The organism is Streptomyces sp. NPDC002701 (assembly GCF_042889045.1).
In the GTDB taxonomy this organism is placed as follows: domain Bacteria; phylum Actinomycetota; class Actinomycetes; order Streptomycetales; family Streptomycetaceae; genus Streptomyces.
Map to the genome: position 1 here is coordinate 845,191 of NZ_JBIAQL010000002.1, position 16,134 is coordinate 861,324.

16 protein-coding genes are annotated in these 16,134 nt (G+C 71.8%); 6 read left to right on the plus strand and 10 right to left on the minus strand.

Annotated features, from left to right (window positions below; genetic code table 11):
- The first annotated feature begins 39 nt into the window (after positions 1-39).
- The 3 genes from ACFYXC_RS07955 (at position 40) to ACFYXC_RS07965 (ending at position 2,573) form a co-directional block, all read left to right on the plus strand.
- The gene (locus ACFYXC_RS07955) at positions 40-816 is read left to right on the plus strand and encodes an SDR family NAD(P)-dependent oxidoreductase (RefSeq protein ID WP_388905410.1); all 777 of its coding nucleotides are present in this window, start codon (positions 40-42) and stop codon (positions 814-816) included.
- Positions 817-882: 66 nt separating this feature from the next.
- Positions 883-1,743, plus strand: a complete 861-nt coding sequence (locus ACFYXC_RS07960; protein ID WP_388905412.1) for a pentapeptide repeat-containing protein — start codon at positions 883-885, stop codon at positions 1,741-1,743.
- A gap of 104 nt (positions 1,744-1,847) precedes the next feature.
- Positions 1,848-2,573 carry a DUF2470 domain-containing protein gene (locus ACFYXC_RS07965; RefSeq protein WP_388905414.1) on the plus strand — a complete coding sequence of 242 codons (726 nt, stop codon included), beginning with the start codon at positions 1,848-1,850 and terminating at the stop codon, positions 2,571-2,573.
- Between the two features lie 42 nt (positions 2,574-2,615).
- On the opposite strand, the gene ACFYXC_RS07970 is transcribed toward ACFYXC_RS07965, so the two are convergent.
- From ACFYXC_RS07970 to ACFYXC_RS07985, 4 genes are all read right to left on the minus strand, one after another.
- A complete protein-coding gene (locus tag ACFYXC_RS07970) occupies positions 2,616-3,686 on the minus strand; it encodes a hypothetical protein (protein ID WP_389548198.1) in 1,071 nt (356 codons plus the stop codon).
- 84 nt (positions 3,687-3,770) lie between these two features.
- Positions 3,771-5,018 (minus strand): aromatic acid exporter family protein, encoded by a 1,248-nt coding sequence (locus tag ACFYXC_RS07975; RefSeq protein WP_389548202.1) that lies wholly within the window; start codon positions 5,016-5,018, stop codon positions 3,771-3,773.
- A gap of 82 nt (positions 5,019-5,100) precedes the next feature.
- Positions 5,101-5,595, minus strand: a complete 495-nt coding sequence (locus tag ACFYXC_RS07980; protein WP_388905417.1) for an FBP domain-containing protein — start codon at positions 5,593-5,595, stop codon at positions 5,101-5,103.
- Between the two features lie 111 nt (positions 5,596-5,706).
- Positions 5,707-6,093 (minus strand): hypothetical protein, encoded by a 387-nt coding sequence (locus ACFYXC_RS07985; protein ID WP_388905418.1) that lies wholly within the window; start codon positions 6,091-6,093, stop codon positions 5,707-5,709.
- A gap of 262 nt (positions 6,094-6,355) precedes the next feature.
- Here ACFYXC_RS07985 and ACFYXC_RS07990 point away from each other — a divergent pair, with 262 nt between their 5' ends.
- The gene (locus ACFYXC_RS07990) at positions 6,356-7,318 is read left to right on the plus strand and encodes a phosphotransferase family protein (protein ID WP_389548466.1); all 963 of its coding nucleotides are present in this window, start codon (positions 6,356-6,358) and stop codon (positions 7,316-7,318) included.
- A 3-nt stretch (positions 7,319-7,321) separates the two neighbouring features.
- Here ACFYXC_RS07990 and ACFYXC_RS07995 read toward each other — a convergent pair whose 3' ends face one another.
- From ACFYXC_RS07995 to ACFYXC_RS08010, 4 genes are all read right to left on the minus strand, one after another.
- Positions 7,322-8,680, minus strand: coding sequence for a GH1 family beta-glucosidase (locus ACFYXC_RS07995; RefSeq protein ID WP_389548205.1), 1,359 nt, complete (start codon positions 8,678-8,680; stop codon positions 7,322-7,324).
- 50 nt (positions 8,681-8,730) lie between these two features.
- Complete coding sequence (locus ACFYXC_RS08000; RefSeq protein ID WP_388905421.1) at positions 8,731-9,570, minus strand: carbohydrate ABC transporter permease; 840 nt, start codon at positions 9,568-9,570, stop codon at positions 8,731-8,733.
- A gap of 85 nt (positions 9,571-9,655) precedes the next feature.
- Positions 9,656-10,645: a carbohydrate ABC transporter permease gene (locus ACFYXC_RS08005; RefSeq protein WP_388905422.1), complete on the minus strand. Its 990-nt coding sequence runs from the start codon at positions 10,643-10,645 to the stop codon at positions 9,656-9,658.
- A gap of 7 nt (positions 10,646-10,652) precedes the next feature.
- Positions 10,653-11,969: an ABC transporter substrate-binding protein gene (locus ACFYXC_RS08010; protein ID WP_389548209.1), complete on the minus strand. Its 1,317-nt coding sequence runs from the start codon at positions 11,967-11,969 to the stop codon at positions 10,653-10,655.
- A gap of 168 nt (positions 11,970-12,137) precedes the next feature.
- On the opposite strand from ACFYXC_RS08010, the gene ACFYXC_RS08015 reads away from it, so the two are divergent.
- Together ACFYXC_RS08015 and ACFYXC_RS08020 are read left to right on the plus strand one after the other, a co-directional pair.
- A complete protein-coding gene (locus ACFYXC_RS08015; protein WP_389548211.1) occupies positions 12,138-13,478 on the plus strand; it encodes an ROK family protein in 1,341 nt (446 codons plus the stop codon).
- A 141-nt stretch (positions 13,479-13,619) separates the two neighbouring features.
- Positions 13,620-13,919, plus strand: coding sequence for a hypothetical protein (locus ACFYXC_RS08020; protein WP_389548214.1), 300 nt, complete (start codon positions 13,620-13,622; stop codon positions 13,917-13,919).
- A 337-nt stretch (positions 13,920-14,256) separates the two neighbouring features.
- Here ACFYXC_RS08020 and ACFYXC_RS08025 read toward each other — a convergent pair whose 3' ends face one another.
- Positions 14,257-14,934, minus strand: a complete 678-nt coding sequence (locus tag ACFYXC_RS08025) for an HAD family hydrolase (RefSeq protein ID WP_389548217.1) — start codon at positions 14,932-14,934, stop codon at positions 14,257-14,259.
- Between the two features lie 51 nt (positions 14,935-14,985).
- Positions 14,986-16,023, minus strand: coding sequence for a PHP domain-containing protein (locus ACFYXC_RS08030; RefSeq protein ID WP_389548220.1), 1,038 nt, complete (start codon positions 16,021-16,023; stop codon positions 14,986-14,988).
- Positions 16,024-16,134: the final 111 nt, after the last annotated feature.

Sequence of the window (16,134 nt, forward strand, 5' to 3'; positions counted from 1 at the left end):
GACGACCCGCGGTCGCGCACACGTCCCCAGGCTGACCTCATGACACGATTCACCGGTTACGGAGCACTCGTCACGGCCGCGGGCCAGGGCATCGGCGAGGCGACGGCACACCGCCTCGCGGCGGAAGGCGCGGCCGTCCTCGTCACGGACCGCGACGCGACCCGCGCCGAGCGGGTGGCCGACGCGATCAGGACGGCCGGCGGCACGGCCGACCCGTACGCGTGCGACGTCTCCGACTCCGCCGCCGTCGAGGGGGCGGTCACGGCCGCGGTGAACTCCTTCGGGAGACTCGACGTCCTGGTCAACAACGCCTACGCGTGCCATCCCGACCCCGCGTCCTTCGAGGAGCACGAGGACGGGCCCTGGTACGAGGACTTCGAGATCACCCTGCACGGCGCCTACCGCTGCGTCCGCGCCGCCCTGCCGCACCTCGCGGCGGCGGGCGGGCGGGGCGCGATCGTCAACATCGGCTCGGTCAACGCCGAGCAGCACTTCGGGTCCCACGCGTACAGCGCGGCGAAGGCCGGCCTGGCCTCCCTCACCCGCACCGTCGCCGTCGAGGTCGCCCCGCGCGGGGTGCGGGTGAACTGCGTCGAGCCCGGCACCATCCGTACCGACGCCTGGGCCGGCCGCGGAGCGTTCCTCGACGCGGCCACCGCCCACTACCCGTTGGGGCGGGTCGGCGAACCCGCCGACATCGCGTCCGCCGTCGCCTTCCTCGCCTCGGCCGACGCGTCCTGGATCACCGGGGTGACACTGCCGGTCGACGGCGGCCTGCTGGTGAGCAACCTGGCGATGCTCCGCGACATGTCGTAGGCCGGTGCGGGCGGGCGCCGGAGCACTCCCTGATCAGTGCGGACGCGCGCTGCGTAGGGTGGAGGCATGCGAGACGAACCCGGTGGCACGGCACCCGCCCGCGCCGAGCTGACGGCGGACTGTGCCCGGTGTTTCGGACTGTGCTGTGTCGCGCTGCCCTTCGCCGCCTCGGCGGACTTCGCGATCGACAAGCCCGCCGGGAGCCCGTGCCGTCATCTCCGCACCGACTTCGGCTGCGGCATCCACCCGGAACTGCGGCAGCGCGGCTTCAACGGCTGCACGGTCTACGACTGCTTCGGCGCGGGCCAGAAGGTCTCGCAGCTCACCTTCGGCGGGGAGGACTGGCGCTCGGGCCCGGGGGAGCGCGCCCGGCTGATGTTCGACGTGTTCCGGTCCGTACGGCAGTTGCAGGAGCTGCTCCGGTACCTCACCGAGGCACTCGGCCTGCCGGCGGCCCGCCCGATCCGGGCCGAACTGCGCGGCGCGCTCGACCGGACCGAAGAACTCACCCGCAGGCCCCCGGAAGAGCTCGCCGAGCTGGACGTGCAGGCGGTCCGTCAGGACGTCAACGTGCTGCTGCTGCGCGCCAGTGAGCTGGCCCGCGCCGGTCACGGGAACGGCGGGAACGGCGGGAAGGGCAGGAAGAAGAAGGAGCGCCGGGGCGCCGATCTGATGGGGGCCCGGCTCAGGGGCGCCGATCTGCGCGGCGCCGACCTCCGTGGCGCCTACCTCATCGCGGCCGACCTGACGGACGCCGACCTGCGCGGCGCGGACCTGATCGGTGCCGACCTGCGGGACACCGACCTCACGGACGCCGACCTGACGGACGTCATCTTCCTCACCCCACCGCAGCTCGCGGCGGCCAGGGGCAGCGCGGGCACCAGAATCCCGCCGTCCTTCACCCGCCCCGGTCACTGGAGCGGGTGAGTCCGACGCCGACTGTCACAAAGGTGCCGTGACCGGCGCCGCGTGGTTGGCGTACACCCCGATCTTCGGTAGGTTAGGCAAGGCTTACCTAAGGGAGGTTTGGGATGGGTGACCGTCACAGCTGGACGGCCGCACCGGCCACGGCGGAACGTGCCCGGTCGGTGCTCGCCGCGGCCTGGTCCTGCGCGGTGACCGCGGAAGGCGGCCGGGAGGAGTTCATCGGCGTACACACCGTCGCGCGGGACGGCCGGGTGCTGCTGCACCTGCCGGACGACAGCGTGCTCACCACGGCCGCGATCTGCGCGCCACGCGGCGAGCCGTCCGCCGTACTGGAGTTCGCCGACGTCGCGCCCGTCCCCGTACGCCACCGCATCCGGGCGCGCCTCTGGATGGCGGGCTGGTTCGCACCGCAGGACGAGCACCTCACCTTCCATCCGACACGCGCCGTACTGCGCGAACCGGGTGGCGCGGTCGTCGTCGACCTCGACGAGTACGCCGCCGCCGAACCCGACCCCCTGACGCTCGCCGAGGCACAGCTCCTCACCCACCTCGCCGACGCCCACCCGGACGCGGTCGAGCGGCTCACCCGGCTCGTCGAACCGGACAGCCTGCACGGCGCCGTCCGGGTGCAGCCCCTCGCCGTCGACCGTCACGGACTCACGCTGCGCATCGAGCGCGCCCGCGGCCACGGCGACGTGCGGCTGCCCTTCCACCGGCCCGCGGACGACGTCGGACAGCTCACCGAGCGCATGCACGTCCTGCTCACCCAGGCCAGCACGGCGAGCTGCCCGCGTACGCTGCAGCGCCTGCGCACGGAGAGCGACGGGTGACGCGGACGCACCCGTCGCCCACCGGGGTGAGCGTGTTCGCCGTCACCAGTCGCCGTCGCCGACCGGCTTCCCCGGTGCGTCGCCCAGCGGCTTCACCTGGCCGGGCGACGGCGGCTCCCACGGCGTGTGGTCGTCGCCGAGCCAGTCGCCGACCGGCTTGACAGCGCTGAGCTCGTCCGGCGGAGCGAGATCCGTGGCGTCCTGGTCGTAGTAGTCGAACCAGGGCAGCCCGGCGCGGGTGTAGGCCGCACGGTCCACGGGGGACGGCGGAGGCGCCTCACCGGTGATGCGCCGCCACTCGGGCGGCGTCACCAGGTGGACGAAGACCCGGCCGGCCGCGGTGGTGGACCAGTCGGACAGCGGGCGCTCGTCCTGGTAGACCTCCTGGCGCATGGAACCGCCGACGCCGAGTCCCATGGCCGCCGCGGCCCGGGGCGGGGCGCCTGCCGCGGCCGGCACCGGACCGCCCGGCGCGGGCATGGCGCCGGGCGCGGCCATCATCGGGGCCGGGGCGCCGTAACCGCCCGGGGCGGACATGCGCCGTTGGCGTTCCGCCGCCTCCGCCAGCCGGCGCTGCTCCTCCCGCCAGGCGTGCAGCGCGGTGTCGTTCAGCGGGAACGCCTGCAACTGCACACCGCCCCACACCTCCTCGCCGGTCACCTGGCCCTCGACCGTGGCGCCCAGCCCGAGCGGCACCGCCACGAACTGACGGACCGTGCCCTTGCCGGAGTTGATGCCGTCGAGCCACGGCTGACGCGGCAGCACCACGTAGTTCTGCGGATCCCGCGCCGGCCGGGGGCTCCACGGCTTGCCGGACACCGCGCACACCTTGCCGACGCCCACCTGGAGGGCCGCCGGTTCCGTCGTGCCGCCGAAGCTCAGCCACATCGCCTCGCGCAGGTGGACCGGCAGCATCACCCCGCCGCGTGCCAGCCACTCGGCGGGCACCGTGTCCGGGTGGTCCTCCACGCGCCGCAGCGGGAACTCGCCGAGCCCCGGGGGCAGTGCGTGCGTGCCCGTCTCGGGCAGGCGCAGGGTGCGGATGAACCGCACCCGCACACCGCCCGCCAGCAGCAGTGAGTTCCCGTCGATCCGCACGGTGCCGTCGGCCATCCGCACTCCCTCTGTCGTCATGCGTCCCGGGGCAGGCCGCCCCGGCTCGTCACCGTGCCGGTACGTCGCACGGTGCTCGGTACGTCACTTAGTACGACTCGCGGGGGCCGGGCGGTTCCGCCGTGCGGAGCGCAGGCGCCGGTTGAGGCGGTCGAGGCGCGGCATGCGCTCGCGCTGTTCGCGTGTGCAGCGGTCCAGTTCCTCCAGGAGCCGGTGGGAACGGTGCTCCATGTCGAGCTCGTCGAGGATCCGGGTGACCTCGGTGACCACGGCCCCGTACAACTGCCACTGGCGTGCGTCCCGCTGCACCTCCTCCAGCAGGAGCTGCGCCAGCTTGTCGCGGGTGGCCGTCGCGGCGGTGAGTTCCGAGGCGAGCCGGGACTCCGCGGACTCGGCGCTGCGGCTGACATCCGTGGTGACCAGCACGGCGAAACTGACCACGGCGTCACCGACCTCGGACAGCAGCTGTTCGAGCGCCGCCCCGACGCTCGGCTCGAACAGCGGCTCGGGCTCGCGCTCCTTGGCGAGGTCGGTGAGGGTGCGCGTGAGCACCCGCAGGACCACCGTGCAGATCTCCAGCGTGTCGAGGCCGGTGCGCAGGACGACCCGGTGCAGCAGCCCCTCCCGGACGCGCGGATTGAGCCGCAGGCTGTCCTCGGCCTGTTGCAGGGCCGCGTCCACGTCGACGATGTCGTGGTCGAGCCGGCGTGCCTCGTGCAGCCGCTCGGCGGCGACGGCCGCCGGTGGCCGGCCGGCCGCCTCCTCGCCGACGCGCCGCATCAACTGCCGCATCCGGCGGGCCAGATCCTCGATGGACTCACCGGCGGCGCCGACCCACACCGGGGGAGCGAACAGCAGGTTGCAGCCGAGTCCGACCAGGGCGCCGATCAGCGTCTCCAGGATCCGTGCCCAGGCCGTGTCGCCGTGGCGGGTGACGCCGAGGACCAGCATGGCGCTGATCGCCACCTCGGGCACGAACTCGCTGACCCGCACCAGGTGACCGACGGCCAGCGAGGCCAGGATGAGCAGTCCGAGGCTCCACCAGGTCAGCCCCACCAGGGCGCTGAAGCCGATGGCGACGAGGACGCCGGCCACCACCGAGTTCACCCGCCGCACTCCGGTGGTGAGGGTGGAGTAGAGCGTGACCTGGACGACGAGCAGGGCGGTCAGCGGAGCGGTCAGCGGCGCGACTTCGGGGCTGAACTGCAGAGCGACCACGTATGCCACGGTCGCGGCCGCCGCCGACCGGACCGTCTGGACGATCACGGGCTCCTGGCGCCACTTCGTCACCCGGGCGGCGCCGGCAGCCCACACTTCACGTACATCTCGCATCCTTGGCCACTTCCCGTTCGACGGCCGCGCCGAACACATCCGGAGCGGGCAGCTCCGCCGACTGCCCGTACCATCCGGTCGGTCAGGAGTGCAGGCGGTCCAGAAAGGCCGACAGATGGCCGGTCGTGCGGCTGATCTGCTCCTCCACGGTGAGGGTCTCCTCGAAACGCGACCCGGACTCGGGGGACTTCTTGCCGCGTACGTAGAGGGAGCAGGCGAGGTCGGCGCACAGGTAGACGCCGACCGAGTTGCCCTCGCGGCCGGCCGCGCCCACCTTGCGGGCCGTCATCAGGGAGACGCCGTTGCCCGGGTGGGTGGTCAGGCACAGCGAGCACATGCTGCGGTGCAGGAAGCCGCGCTGCTGCGAGGGGAGGCGCAGGGACACGCCGACGAGTCCGCCCGTCCGCTCGGTCACCAGGTAACTGCGGTCCGGCGCCCCGGGGTCGCGCCATCCCAGGAAGTCCAGGTCGTCCCACGGCCGGTCCGCCAGGTCGCGCGGCACCGCCAGCCGTTTGGCCTCGCCCTTGGAACAGTTGACGAAGGAGCTGCGGATGTCCTGCTCGGTGAGCGGCTTCATGGCGGGGTTCTCCTGGGGAGGGCTTGAGAGCAGATGCTGGCGAACCTAGGGGTACTAGGTTCTGGCCTAGGCTACGTAGCCGATCCGGTGAGAGCCAATGGTTTTTGGCGGTCACGCCTCGCCTTCGCGGTCCGCGTCCGGGCCGGCGTTCGAGTCCGTCGTGGACAGGCGCAGGGCGAGGGTGCGGAGGAGTTCGGTGCTCTTGATCTCGGAGCGGCCCGTGTCGTGGACGTCGGCGAGTTCCGAGAACAGGAAGGCGAACGCGCCCACCAGGGAGATGGCCGCGGGCATCAGCGCGTCGACGACGGCCTGGCCGGCCTCCGCGGGGGTGGCGTCGCCGGGGACCTCGACCGACGGGAAGACCTCGGTCACCAGCCGGCCCAGCTGGGCTTCGCCGGCGTCTATGTCGACCTCGGTCTCCTCGTTGAGCCTGCGCACCATTTCCTGGGTCTCGGTCAGGACGCCGATCGCGCGGAGGATGATCTCGCTCTGTTCCATGCGCCGAGCCTATGCGCTCCGCTTGGGTGGCGGTTTTGGGTGCGGGTGGGTGGGGGCTGGTCGCGCCGTTCCCCGCGCCCCTGAAAGCAAAAGATTGCGCCGTTCCCCGCGCCCCTGGGAGTGACAGGTCCGCGCCGTTGCCCGCGGCCCTGAAAGCAAAGGATTGCGCCGTTCCCCGCGCCCCTGTAGGCGAAAGACTGCGGCGTTCCCCGCAGCCCTGGAAGGGGTAGGGGAGGGTGGGGTGGTGGCTGTGGGTGAGGGGCTGGTTCGGTGGGTGCTTGGGGTGGGTGGGGTTTCGGTGGGGGGTGTCTCGTGTCGGGCGCTCAGCGGGGGCACGTACAACACCGTCGAGGAGGTGCTTCTCGACGACGGGAGCCGGTACGTGCTGAAGACCCCGCCTCCTGAGACCGTGCCCGGGCTGCGGCACGAGCGGGACCTGCTCGTCTCGGAGGCCGAGTTCTACCGTGCGGCCGCCACCGTCGGTGTGCCCGTGCCGCGGGTGGTGGCCGCCTCCTTCGACGCCGCCGGCCCGGCCGGGCGGTACCTGCTGATGACCGCCTGTCCGGGGGACACGTGGGACGACACCCTCACGGCGGACGAACAGGGCGCGCTGCGCGCCCTGTTGGGGCGGCACGTGGCGCGGCTGCACCGCGTGACCGGGCCCGCGTTCGGATACCCGTCCGGCGCGCTCGGGCCGCTGTCCCCCGACTGGCGATCCGCCTTCGCCGGCATGTACGCGGCCGTCCTGGACGACGCCCGCCGGTACGGAGCGTGGTTGCCGCGCCCGCTGGACGAGGTGGCCCGTACGGCCGCCTCCGCCTACGACGCCCTCGACGAGGTGACCGTCCCTCGCTTGGTCCACTTCGACCTGTGGCGGGGGAACATCCTCGTCGAGCGTCCGGCCGGCCCCGGCGGGCCCGGCATCGGCGGACTGATCGACGGCGAGCGGATGTTCTGGGGCGACCCGCTCGCCGACTTCGTGTCCCTGGCGCTGCTCGACGACATCGAGAAGGACCACGACTTCCTGGCGGGGTACCAGGAGGCGGGCGGACGGGCCGAGTTCACCCGCCCGGCCCGCCGTCGTCTCGCCCTCTACCGCAGCTACCTCTGCCTGATCATGCTCGTCGAGACGGTCCCCAGGGAGATGGGCGAGGAGCACGACACCTGGCTCCGGGACGCGGTGGCCCCGGAACTCCTCGCCGCGCTCGACGAGCTGGCCCGGTGAGGGTCAGGCGGCCCGGCGCTCCCTTCCGCCGTGCTCACGGATGATCTCCGCGTACCGGCGCCCGCTGCCCTTCACCGTGCGCCGCTGCGTCCGGTAGTCGACGTGGACGAGCCCGAACCGCTTGTCGTAGCCGTACGCCCACTCGAAGTTGTCCAGCAGCGACCACGCGAAGTAGCCCGCGAGCGGTGCCCCCTTGCGGACCGCTGAGGCACAGGCCGCCAGATGCTGCTCCAGGTACAGCGTGCGCTCGGGGTCGTCCACGGTGCCGTCCGGGCGTACGACGTCCGGGTACGCGGAGCCGTTCTCGGTGACGTACAGCCTGCGGGCGCCGTACTCGTCCGTGAGGCGCAGCAGCAGGCTCTCGATGCCGGCCGCGTCGACCTCCCAGTCCATGGCCGTGCGCGGGACACCGTGACGGCGCACGTCGGCCGCGTACGGGGCCGGGCCCGTCGGGTCGTCCCGGATGGCCGACGGGAAGTAGTAGTTCAGCCCCAGCCAGTCCAGCGGCTGCGCCATGGTCGCCAGGTCGCCCTCGCGCTCCGGGAGTTCGACGCCGTACACCTCACGCATGTCCGCCGGGAAGCCGCGGCCGTGCACCGGGTCGAGCCACCAGCGGTTGGTGTGGCCGTCCATGCGCCGGGCCGCCGCGATGTCCTCGGGGCGGTCGGTGGCGGCCTCGATGGAGGACAGGTTGTTGACGATGCCGACCTGGGCGCCGGGGGCCGCGGCGCGGATCGCCTGGGTGGCGAGGCCGTGGCCGAGGAGCAGGTGGTAGGAGGCGCGGACGGCCGTCGTGAGGTCGGTCAGGCCCGGGGCCATCCGGCCCTCCAGATGACCGATCCAGGCCGAGCAGAGCGGTTCGTTGAGGGTGGTCCAGTGCTGGACGCGGTCGCCGAGGCGTTCGGCCACGACCTCCGCGTACGCCGCCAGATGGTGTGCCGTGTCGCGCTCGGACCAGCCGCCCCGGTCCTGGAGCACCTGCGGCAGGTCCCAGTGGTAGAGGGTGACCGACGGGGTGATGCCGGCGTCCAGCAGGCCGTCGACCAGCGCGTCGTAGAAGTCGAGGCCCTTGGCGTTCACCGGTCCTTCGCCGCCCGGCACGACCCGCGGCCAGGCGACCGACAGCCGGTAGGCGTTGGTGCCCAGCTCCTTCATCAGGCCGACGTCCTCGCGCCACCGGTGGTAGTGGTCGCAGGCCACGTCCCCGTGGTCGTCGCCGTCGACCTTCCCCGGTGTGTGCGAGAACGTGTCCCAGATGGAGGGCGAACGGCCGTCCTCGGCCACCGCCCCCTCGATCTGGTACGCCGAGGTGGCCGTGCCCCACAGGAAGTCCTGGGGAAGTGCGGCGAGATCGATGGTCACAGAAGTCCTCTCGGTACGGGGGGAGCGGGGCGGTACGGGGGAGGGGATGGTCACTTGACGGCCCCGGCGGTCAGTCCGGCGACCAGATAGCGCTGGAGCAGCAGGAACCCGGCGACCACGGGCACGCTCACCACGAGCGAGGCGGCCATGACCTGGTTCCAGTACACGTCGTTCTGCGTCGCGTAGCCCTTGAGTCCGACGGCCAGCGTGCGGGTGGTGTCGTTGGTCATCACCGACGCGAACAGCACCTCGCCCCAGGCCGTCATGAACGCGTACACGGCGACGGCCACGATCCCGGGGACCGCGGCGGGCACCACGACCCGGAAGAGCGCGCCGAGCGGCCCGCAGCCGTCGACCGTCGCCGCCTCGTCCAGGTCGCGCGGCACCGACTCGAAGTACCCGATCAGCATCCAGATCGAGAACGGCAGGGAGAACGTCAGGTACGTGAGGATCAGACCGAGCCGTGAGCCGAAGAGCGCGATGCCGGTGGCGTTGCCGATGTTCACGTAGATCAGGAACAGCGGCAGCAGGAAGAGGATCCCGGGGAACATCTGGGTGGACAGCACGGTCACGGTGAACAGGCGCTTGCCGCGGAAGCGGTAGCGGCTCACCCCGTACGCGGCGAAGATCGCGATCACCACCGAGAGGACCGTCGCCGCGCCCGCCACGATCAGCGAGTTGACGAAGTACCTCGCCAGCGGGACCGTCGACCAGATGTCGATGTAGGGGCGGATCGTCAGCCCGCTGGGCAGCCAGCGGAACTTGCCCGACACGTCCTGGAGCGGTTTCAGCGAGCTGGACAGCATCACGTACACCGGCAGCAGGACGAAGCCGGTGAGCAGGGTCAGGAAGATCCGGCGCGACCAGACGAAGGACGGGGGCGCGGCCATCGGCGACGCCCTGCGAGGGCGCGGGGAACTGCGCGACCAGCCACGGCGCACCCGCGGACGGGTCACCGGACCTTCGGTCGAGAGCCTAGACATCGGCCGTCCTCCGTCCGCGGGAGGTCAGGACGAGATAGACACCCGTCACGACCAGCAGGAAGAGCAGAAGCAGCACCGACATCGCGGACCCCGTCCCGAAGTTCCACGTCACGAACGACGACTGGTAGATGTGGATCGAGATCAGGTCGGCGGCTTCCGGCGCCGCCTGGCCGAACAGCACATAGGGCGTGTTGAAGTCGTTGAACGTCCACAGGAAGAGCACGAGGACCAGCACCTGGTTGACCGGCTGCAGCGACGGCAGGGTGATGCGGCGCAGTTGCTGGAGCAGGCCGGCGCCGTCGATGGACGCCGCCTCGTACAGCTCCCTGGGGATGTTCTGCAGGCCGGCCATCACGATGAGGAAGGCGAACGGCCAGCCCTTCCACACCGACACGACGAGCAGTGCGACGAAGCTGTTGTCGCCGATCAGCCAGAAGGACGGGCTGTCGGTGAGGCCGAGCTGGTCGTGCAGCACGTGGTTCACCAGGCCGTTGTCCCGCTGGAACATGAAGGCCCAGGTGATGACGGCCGCGTACACCGGAAGCGCGTACGGGACGAGGAACACGGCCCGCAGGAAGCCCCGGCCGCGGAAGTTCTCCTGCATGTACACCGCGGCCGTCGTGCCGATCAGCCAGCACAGGCCGACGGACAACACGGTGAACGCGCAGGTGACGAAGAACGAGTGGAGCAGCGCCTTGCCGACGGGCGCGTCGAAGTCCACGGACAGGCTGTAGTTGTCGAACGCCGCCCAGGGCGCGGCGCCCCAGTCGCGGATGTAGAACTGCGTGAGCTCCTTGAAGCTCATGACGATGCCGATCACCATCGGCACCAGGTGGACGAGGAGTTCGAGCAGCAGGGCGGGCAGCAGGAGCAGATACGGCAGGACGTTCCGGCGTACCCGCCCGGTGCGGCGGCGCGGGGCGGGCCCCGTCGCACCGGGCGGTGCTTCCTTCCCGACCGCGGGCTGTGCGGTCACGGTCATCGAGCGCTCACTTCTTCGGCATCTGCTGCTGGGCCTCGTCGAGCTTCTCCTTCACCGAGGCCGTGGTCACCGGGCGACCGGCCGCCGCCTCCGCGAAGAGCTCCTTCACGGCCGTGCCGACCGCCGTCTCGAACTGGGACTCGTTCGGCACCTGGGGCAGCGGGGCCGCGCTCTTGGCGAGCGTCTCCCGGATCACCTTCAGGGCGGGCGTGTTGAACGCCGGGTCCTCCTGGGCCGCCTTGACCGGCGGAATGGAGCCGTAGGTCTTGTTGAGCAGCTTCTGCTCGGCGTCGCTCGTCATGAACTTCACGAACTTCTGGGCGCCGTCGATGTTGTCGGTGTTCTTGAAGACGGCCATGTTGATGCCCGCCACCATGGAGTTGACGGCCGTGTCGGGCCCCGGGGTGCCGGACTGGACCGGCACCGGGGCGACCCCCCACTCGTCGTCGCTCATGCCGTGCGCCTTGAGCGTGGTGGCGGCCGTCTGCCACAGCACCATCGCCGTCTTGTCCTTGGCGAAGTCCTGGAGGGACTGGTTCTGCGCGTACTCGGCGTTGCCGGGCGCGATGACCTTGTCCTTGCCCATCAGGTCGACGTACTGCTTGACCGCCGCGACGGCCCCGTCGGAGGTGAAGTCGGGCTTGCCGTCGGCGTCGAAGAAGTCGGCGCCGTGCTGCTTGGCGAGGACGAAGACGTGGTGGATGTTCTCCGACGGGTTGGACCCCTCGGCGGCCAGCGCCCACTTGCCGCCCTTGGAGATCTTCTTCCCGTCGGCGACCAGTTCGTCCCAGGTCGCGGGCGGTCCGGATATCCCGGCGTCCTCGAACATCTTCTTGTTGTAGTAGAGCGCGTACGCCATCGAGTACAGCGGGACCGCCGCCGGGTCGGAGCCGGTCGCGCCGGCCGAGCCGAGCGCGGACTCCACGAACCGGTCCTTGCCGCCGATCTTGTCGAAGTTCTTCGCGTCCCACGGCAGCAGGGCGCCCGTCGCCTGCAGCGAGGCGGACCAGGTGTTGCCGATGTTCAGGACGTCCGGGCCCTGGCCGGAGGTCGTGGCGGCGAGGATGCGGTTGAGGAGGTCCGACCAGGGGACGACCTCCAGCTTGACCTTGATGCCGGTCTGCTTCTCGAACTTCTTCAGCTCGGGCGTGAGGATCTTCTTGTCGGCCTCGATGCTCGGACCCTGGTTGGAGGCCCAGTAGGTGAGCGTCTTCGGCGAGTCGTTGGACCCGCCGTCCGTCGACGAACCACCGCCGCAGGCGGTCACGGCGGCCAGCAGTGAGACGGTGACCGCGCTCGCGGCCACGGCTCGGGTTCTGCGCATGACGTCAGGCGTCCCTTCCTGAGGGGGAGCGGGAGGGTGGCGTGCGTTCACTTCCCGAACGACCCTCACGGCTTAATTTAGGACGTGAGTTAAGACCCGGAAGAAAGTCGCGTCAAGGGTTGGCGCAGCGGTATCTTGCAGGTCGGGGGTACGGCGGGAAGGAACCACATGGCGGGGCGGAACGGGCGCACGGTGCGTGACCTGCGGCGGGGCAATCGCACGGCCGTGCTGAGGCGGCTCTACTTCGACGGACCGATGAGCCGGTTCGAACTCGGTCCTGCCACCGGACTCAGCTCCGGCTCCGTCAGCAACGTCGTCGCGGACCTCGTCGCCGACGGTCTGGTGGAGGAGGCGGGCAGCGTCGAGTCCGACGGCGGCCGCCCGCGCACCCTGCTCCGGGTCGCACCCGCCAGTGGCCACATGATCGGCGTGGACGTCGGCGAGACCCGCGTCCGCGTAGAGCTCTTCGACCTGGCCCTGACCGAACTCGCCCGCACCGACAGGGCGTTGGAGCACCAGGACTACGACGTCGGCGTCATCGTCGGGCACATCCGGGACGGCATCGCGGAGGTCCTGGCCACCGCCGGCATCGCCCCGGAGCAACTGCTCGGCGTCGGTATCGGCGTCCCCGGCATCGTGGAGCGCTCCGGGGCCGAGGGGGCCGTCGTGCACGGCCAGACCATCGGCTGGCCGTCCGTCCCGCTGGAGTCGCTGCTCCGCACCGCCTGCGGCCTGCCGGACTCCGTGCCGTACTTCACCGACAACGGCGCCAAGACCCTCGGCCAGGCCGAGATGTGGTTCGGCGCGGGCCGCGGCGCGCGCAACGCGGTCGTGGTCCTCTTCGGCTCCGGTGTCGGCGCCAGCCTCGTCTCGGACGACGTGGAACTGGGCCGGGCCGTGGAGTGGGGGCACCTCACGGTACGGGTCCGGGGGCGCCGCTGCCGCTGTGGCGCGCTCGGCTGTCTGGAGGCGTACGCCGGTGCGGAGGCCCTGCTGGAACGCTGGGAGGAGGCGGGGGGACGGCCCCCGAAGGGTGTCGACGAGGAGACGGCCCTGACGGCCATGCTCGCCGCCGCCTACCCGGCCGACGATCCGTCCGCCGGCGATCCGTCCGCCGGGGGCACGTCCCGCGAAGGCGCCGCGGCGGCCGACCCGGTGGCGCTGGCCGTGCTGGAGGAGACGGCCGAGTACCTGGGCGCGGGACTCTCCGACCTGATCAACCTCTTCCAGCCGGAACGCATTCTCATCGGCGGCTGGGCCGGACTCCAGCTGGGATCCCGCTTCCTGCCGGCCGTCCGCGCCCACGCCGTCTCGTACGCGCTGCGCCATCCGGCCGGGCGGGTCACCATCGAGCTCGGTGCCCTCGGCCCCGACGCGGTCACGGTCGGCGCGGCGATCCTTCCGCTGGCCGACTTCTTCGCACGCGGCGGACGCCGGGCGGGCACGGGCGCGGAGGACATCCCGCTCCCCGCCTGGCGCACGGCGCTGGAGGAGCGGGCTCCGCACTGACCTCCGTACCGACCCTCCGCACTGAACCTCCGGACGGGGCCGGGGCGGGTTTGGCAGGCCGTTGCGGCAGGTACTCGCACCCTTGCCGACAAGGCATTTCTGCCGACACGGCAGTTCCGCCGACGAGGAGGGGAGCCCACCGTGAGTGAGTACGGGACCAGGACGACGCCCGAGGAGAACGACGACCCCGTGCCCCGGGACCTGCCGGATCAGCAGGTCCAGGAGGGCGAGGACCCCTGGGACGTCATCACGCCGCCCGACTCCGGGCAGGACGAGGGCTCCGGCGACGGCTCGGGCGGGAAGGGTCCGGAGGAGCAGGGCACGGGCACTTCCGGCACCGGCGTGCCCGACACCGACGAGGCCGGCACCGGACGGCAGGGCGACTCGCACACCAGCACCGTGCATCCCGAGGACCCGGAGCCGGAGGAGTCCCCCGCCTGAGAGCCGCCTGCCCCGTCCCGCCCGGGAGGGCGGGACGGGGCGGCAAGGAACGGGAAAGGCCCCGACCGGACGGGGGAATCGCGGTCGGGGCCGTCTGTGGGTGGCCACGGATGGCGGTCGCCTCTCGGCGGAGTGCTCCACAGGGCTTCAGCCGAACGATCTTCCCTGTGGGCGGAAGGTGAGGCCCGGGGACACTGTCCCATCCGCACCCACAGCTGATTTAACGGGAAACTACTGACGAGTGTTCCCTGGTCCGAACCGTGCGGGTCGTGATCTGCGTCACGACCCTCCTCCCGTCATGTCCTCCTGGCGCCGGGTGCGCCATCCACGCTCCGGGTCAGCCGCCCGGTCTGCCCTCCGACCCCAGCGGGCTGCCGGACAGCGACGCGAGGAGATGGGCCGGGTCCCGGTAGACGGCGGACGCCCCGGCCTCCTCCAGGTCGGCGCGGGGGATACCGCCGCACAGCACCCCCACGCACCGGACTCCCGCCCTGGTTCCCGCGCGCATGTCCCAGACCGTGTCACCGACGAAGACCGAGTGCTCGGCGGAGGCTCCGACCAGTTCCAGGGCATGCTCCACCGGCTCGGGTGCAGGCTTCCCGGCGTCCACGTCGTCGGAGCTCGCCGTCGCCCGGATGACGTCGTCGGCGTCGATGGCCCGCCGCAGCGCCGTCAGCTCCGCCCCGCCCGCGGAGGTGGCGAGCACGACCGCCCAGCCGTCCCGGTCCAGCCGCCGCAGCAGGTTCCCGGCGTCGGACAACGCGGGCAGCCGTTCGAAGTACGTGCCGTACAGGGTCTTGTGCGCGGCGCTGATCGCGGCGTCCTCCTCCGTGTCCCGGCCGTCGCCCAGCAGATGGGCGATCAGGTCGTCGGAACCGAGGCCCACCGCCCGGTGGACGGCGTGCATCGGCACCTGGTGTCCGGCCTGCCGGAACGCCTCCCACCAGGCCGTCACATGGAGGTGGTTGGTGTCGACAAGAGTGCCGTCCACATCGAACACGGCCGCCCGCTGCATACGTCGTCCCTTCACGTCTTCCGTCGTTGTCCAAGATCTCCGATTACCGCGTCAGCGGGTCCGCACGCCCGGCGGAGTCACCCGATCCCGCGTCCAGGCGAGCAGTTCCTCCGCCGACCAGGTGGTGACCACCCGCTCCGGCGGCACACCGCACTCCTCGGCCCGCGCACATCCGTACACCTGCCATCCGAGCTGTCCGGGGGCGTGCGCGTCGGTGTCCACGGAGAACAGCACACCCGCCGCGACGGCCCGGCGGAGCAGCCGGCGTGGTGGGTCGAGCCGTTCCGGGCGGCTGTTGATCTCGACCGCCGTGCCCGTCTCGGCGCAGGCGGCGAACACCTCATCCGCGTCGAACTCCGACTCGGGCCGCCCGCGTCCGGTGACCAGCCGGCCCGTGCAGTGCCCCAGCACGTCGGACCGCGGGTCGCGGACGGCGGCGACCATCCGGCGGGTCATCGTGGCCGCGTTCATCCGCAGCTTGGAGTGCACCGACACCACGACGACGTCGAGCCGGTCCAGCAGCTCCGGCTCCTGGTCCAGCGACCCGTCGTCGAGGATGTCGCACTCGATGCCGGTGAGCAGCCGGAACGGGGCCCAGCGCTCGTTCAGCTCCGCCACCACGTCCAACTGCTCGCGCAGCCGTTCGGGGGACAGGCCGTGGGCCACCGTGAGACGCGGCGAGTGATCGGTGAGGACCGCCCACTCGTGCCCGAGCCGCGCCGCGGTACGGCCCATGTCCTCGATGGGACTGCCGCCGTCCGACCAGTCCGAGTGCAGATGACAGTCGCCGCGCAGCAGCGCCGTCAGTTCCTCGCCGCCGCGGACGAGGGGGTCCTCGGCCGCTCCCTCCAGTTTCTCCAGGTAGCCCGGGACCCCTCCGGCCAGCGCCTCGCGCACCACCTGCGCGGTCTTCGGTCCGATGCCCTTCAGCGACTCCAGGGATCCCTCGGCCGCCCGGCGGGCCACTTCGCCGGCGGGCAGGCCCGTCACGACGTCCGCCGCCGTGCGGAACGCCCGTACGCGGTAGGTGGGCTCCTGGGACCGCTCCAGCAGGAAGGCGATGCGGTCCAGTGCCTCGGCCGGATCCATGCCTCCAGCGTGCCCCGGCCCGCCCGGCCCCGCACGGCAGCCGACCGGGGCGGCCGACCCGGGCGGCCTGTGCCACCATGAACTGCGGACCTCGTACGGACGCCGCCGTGT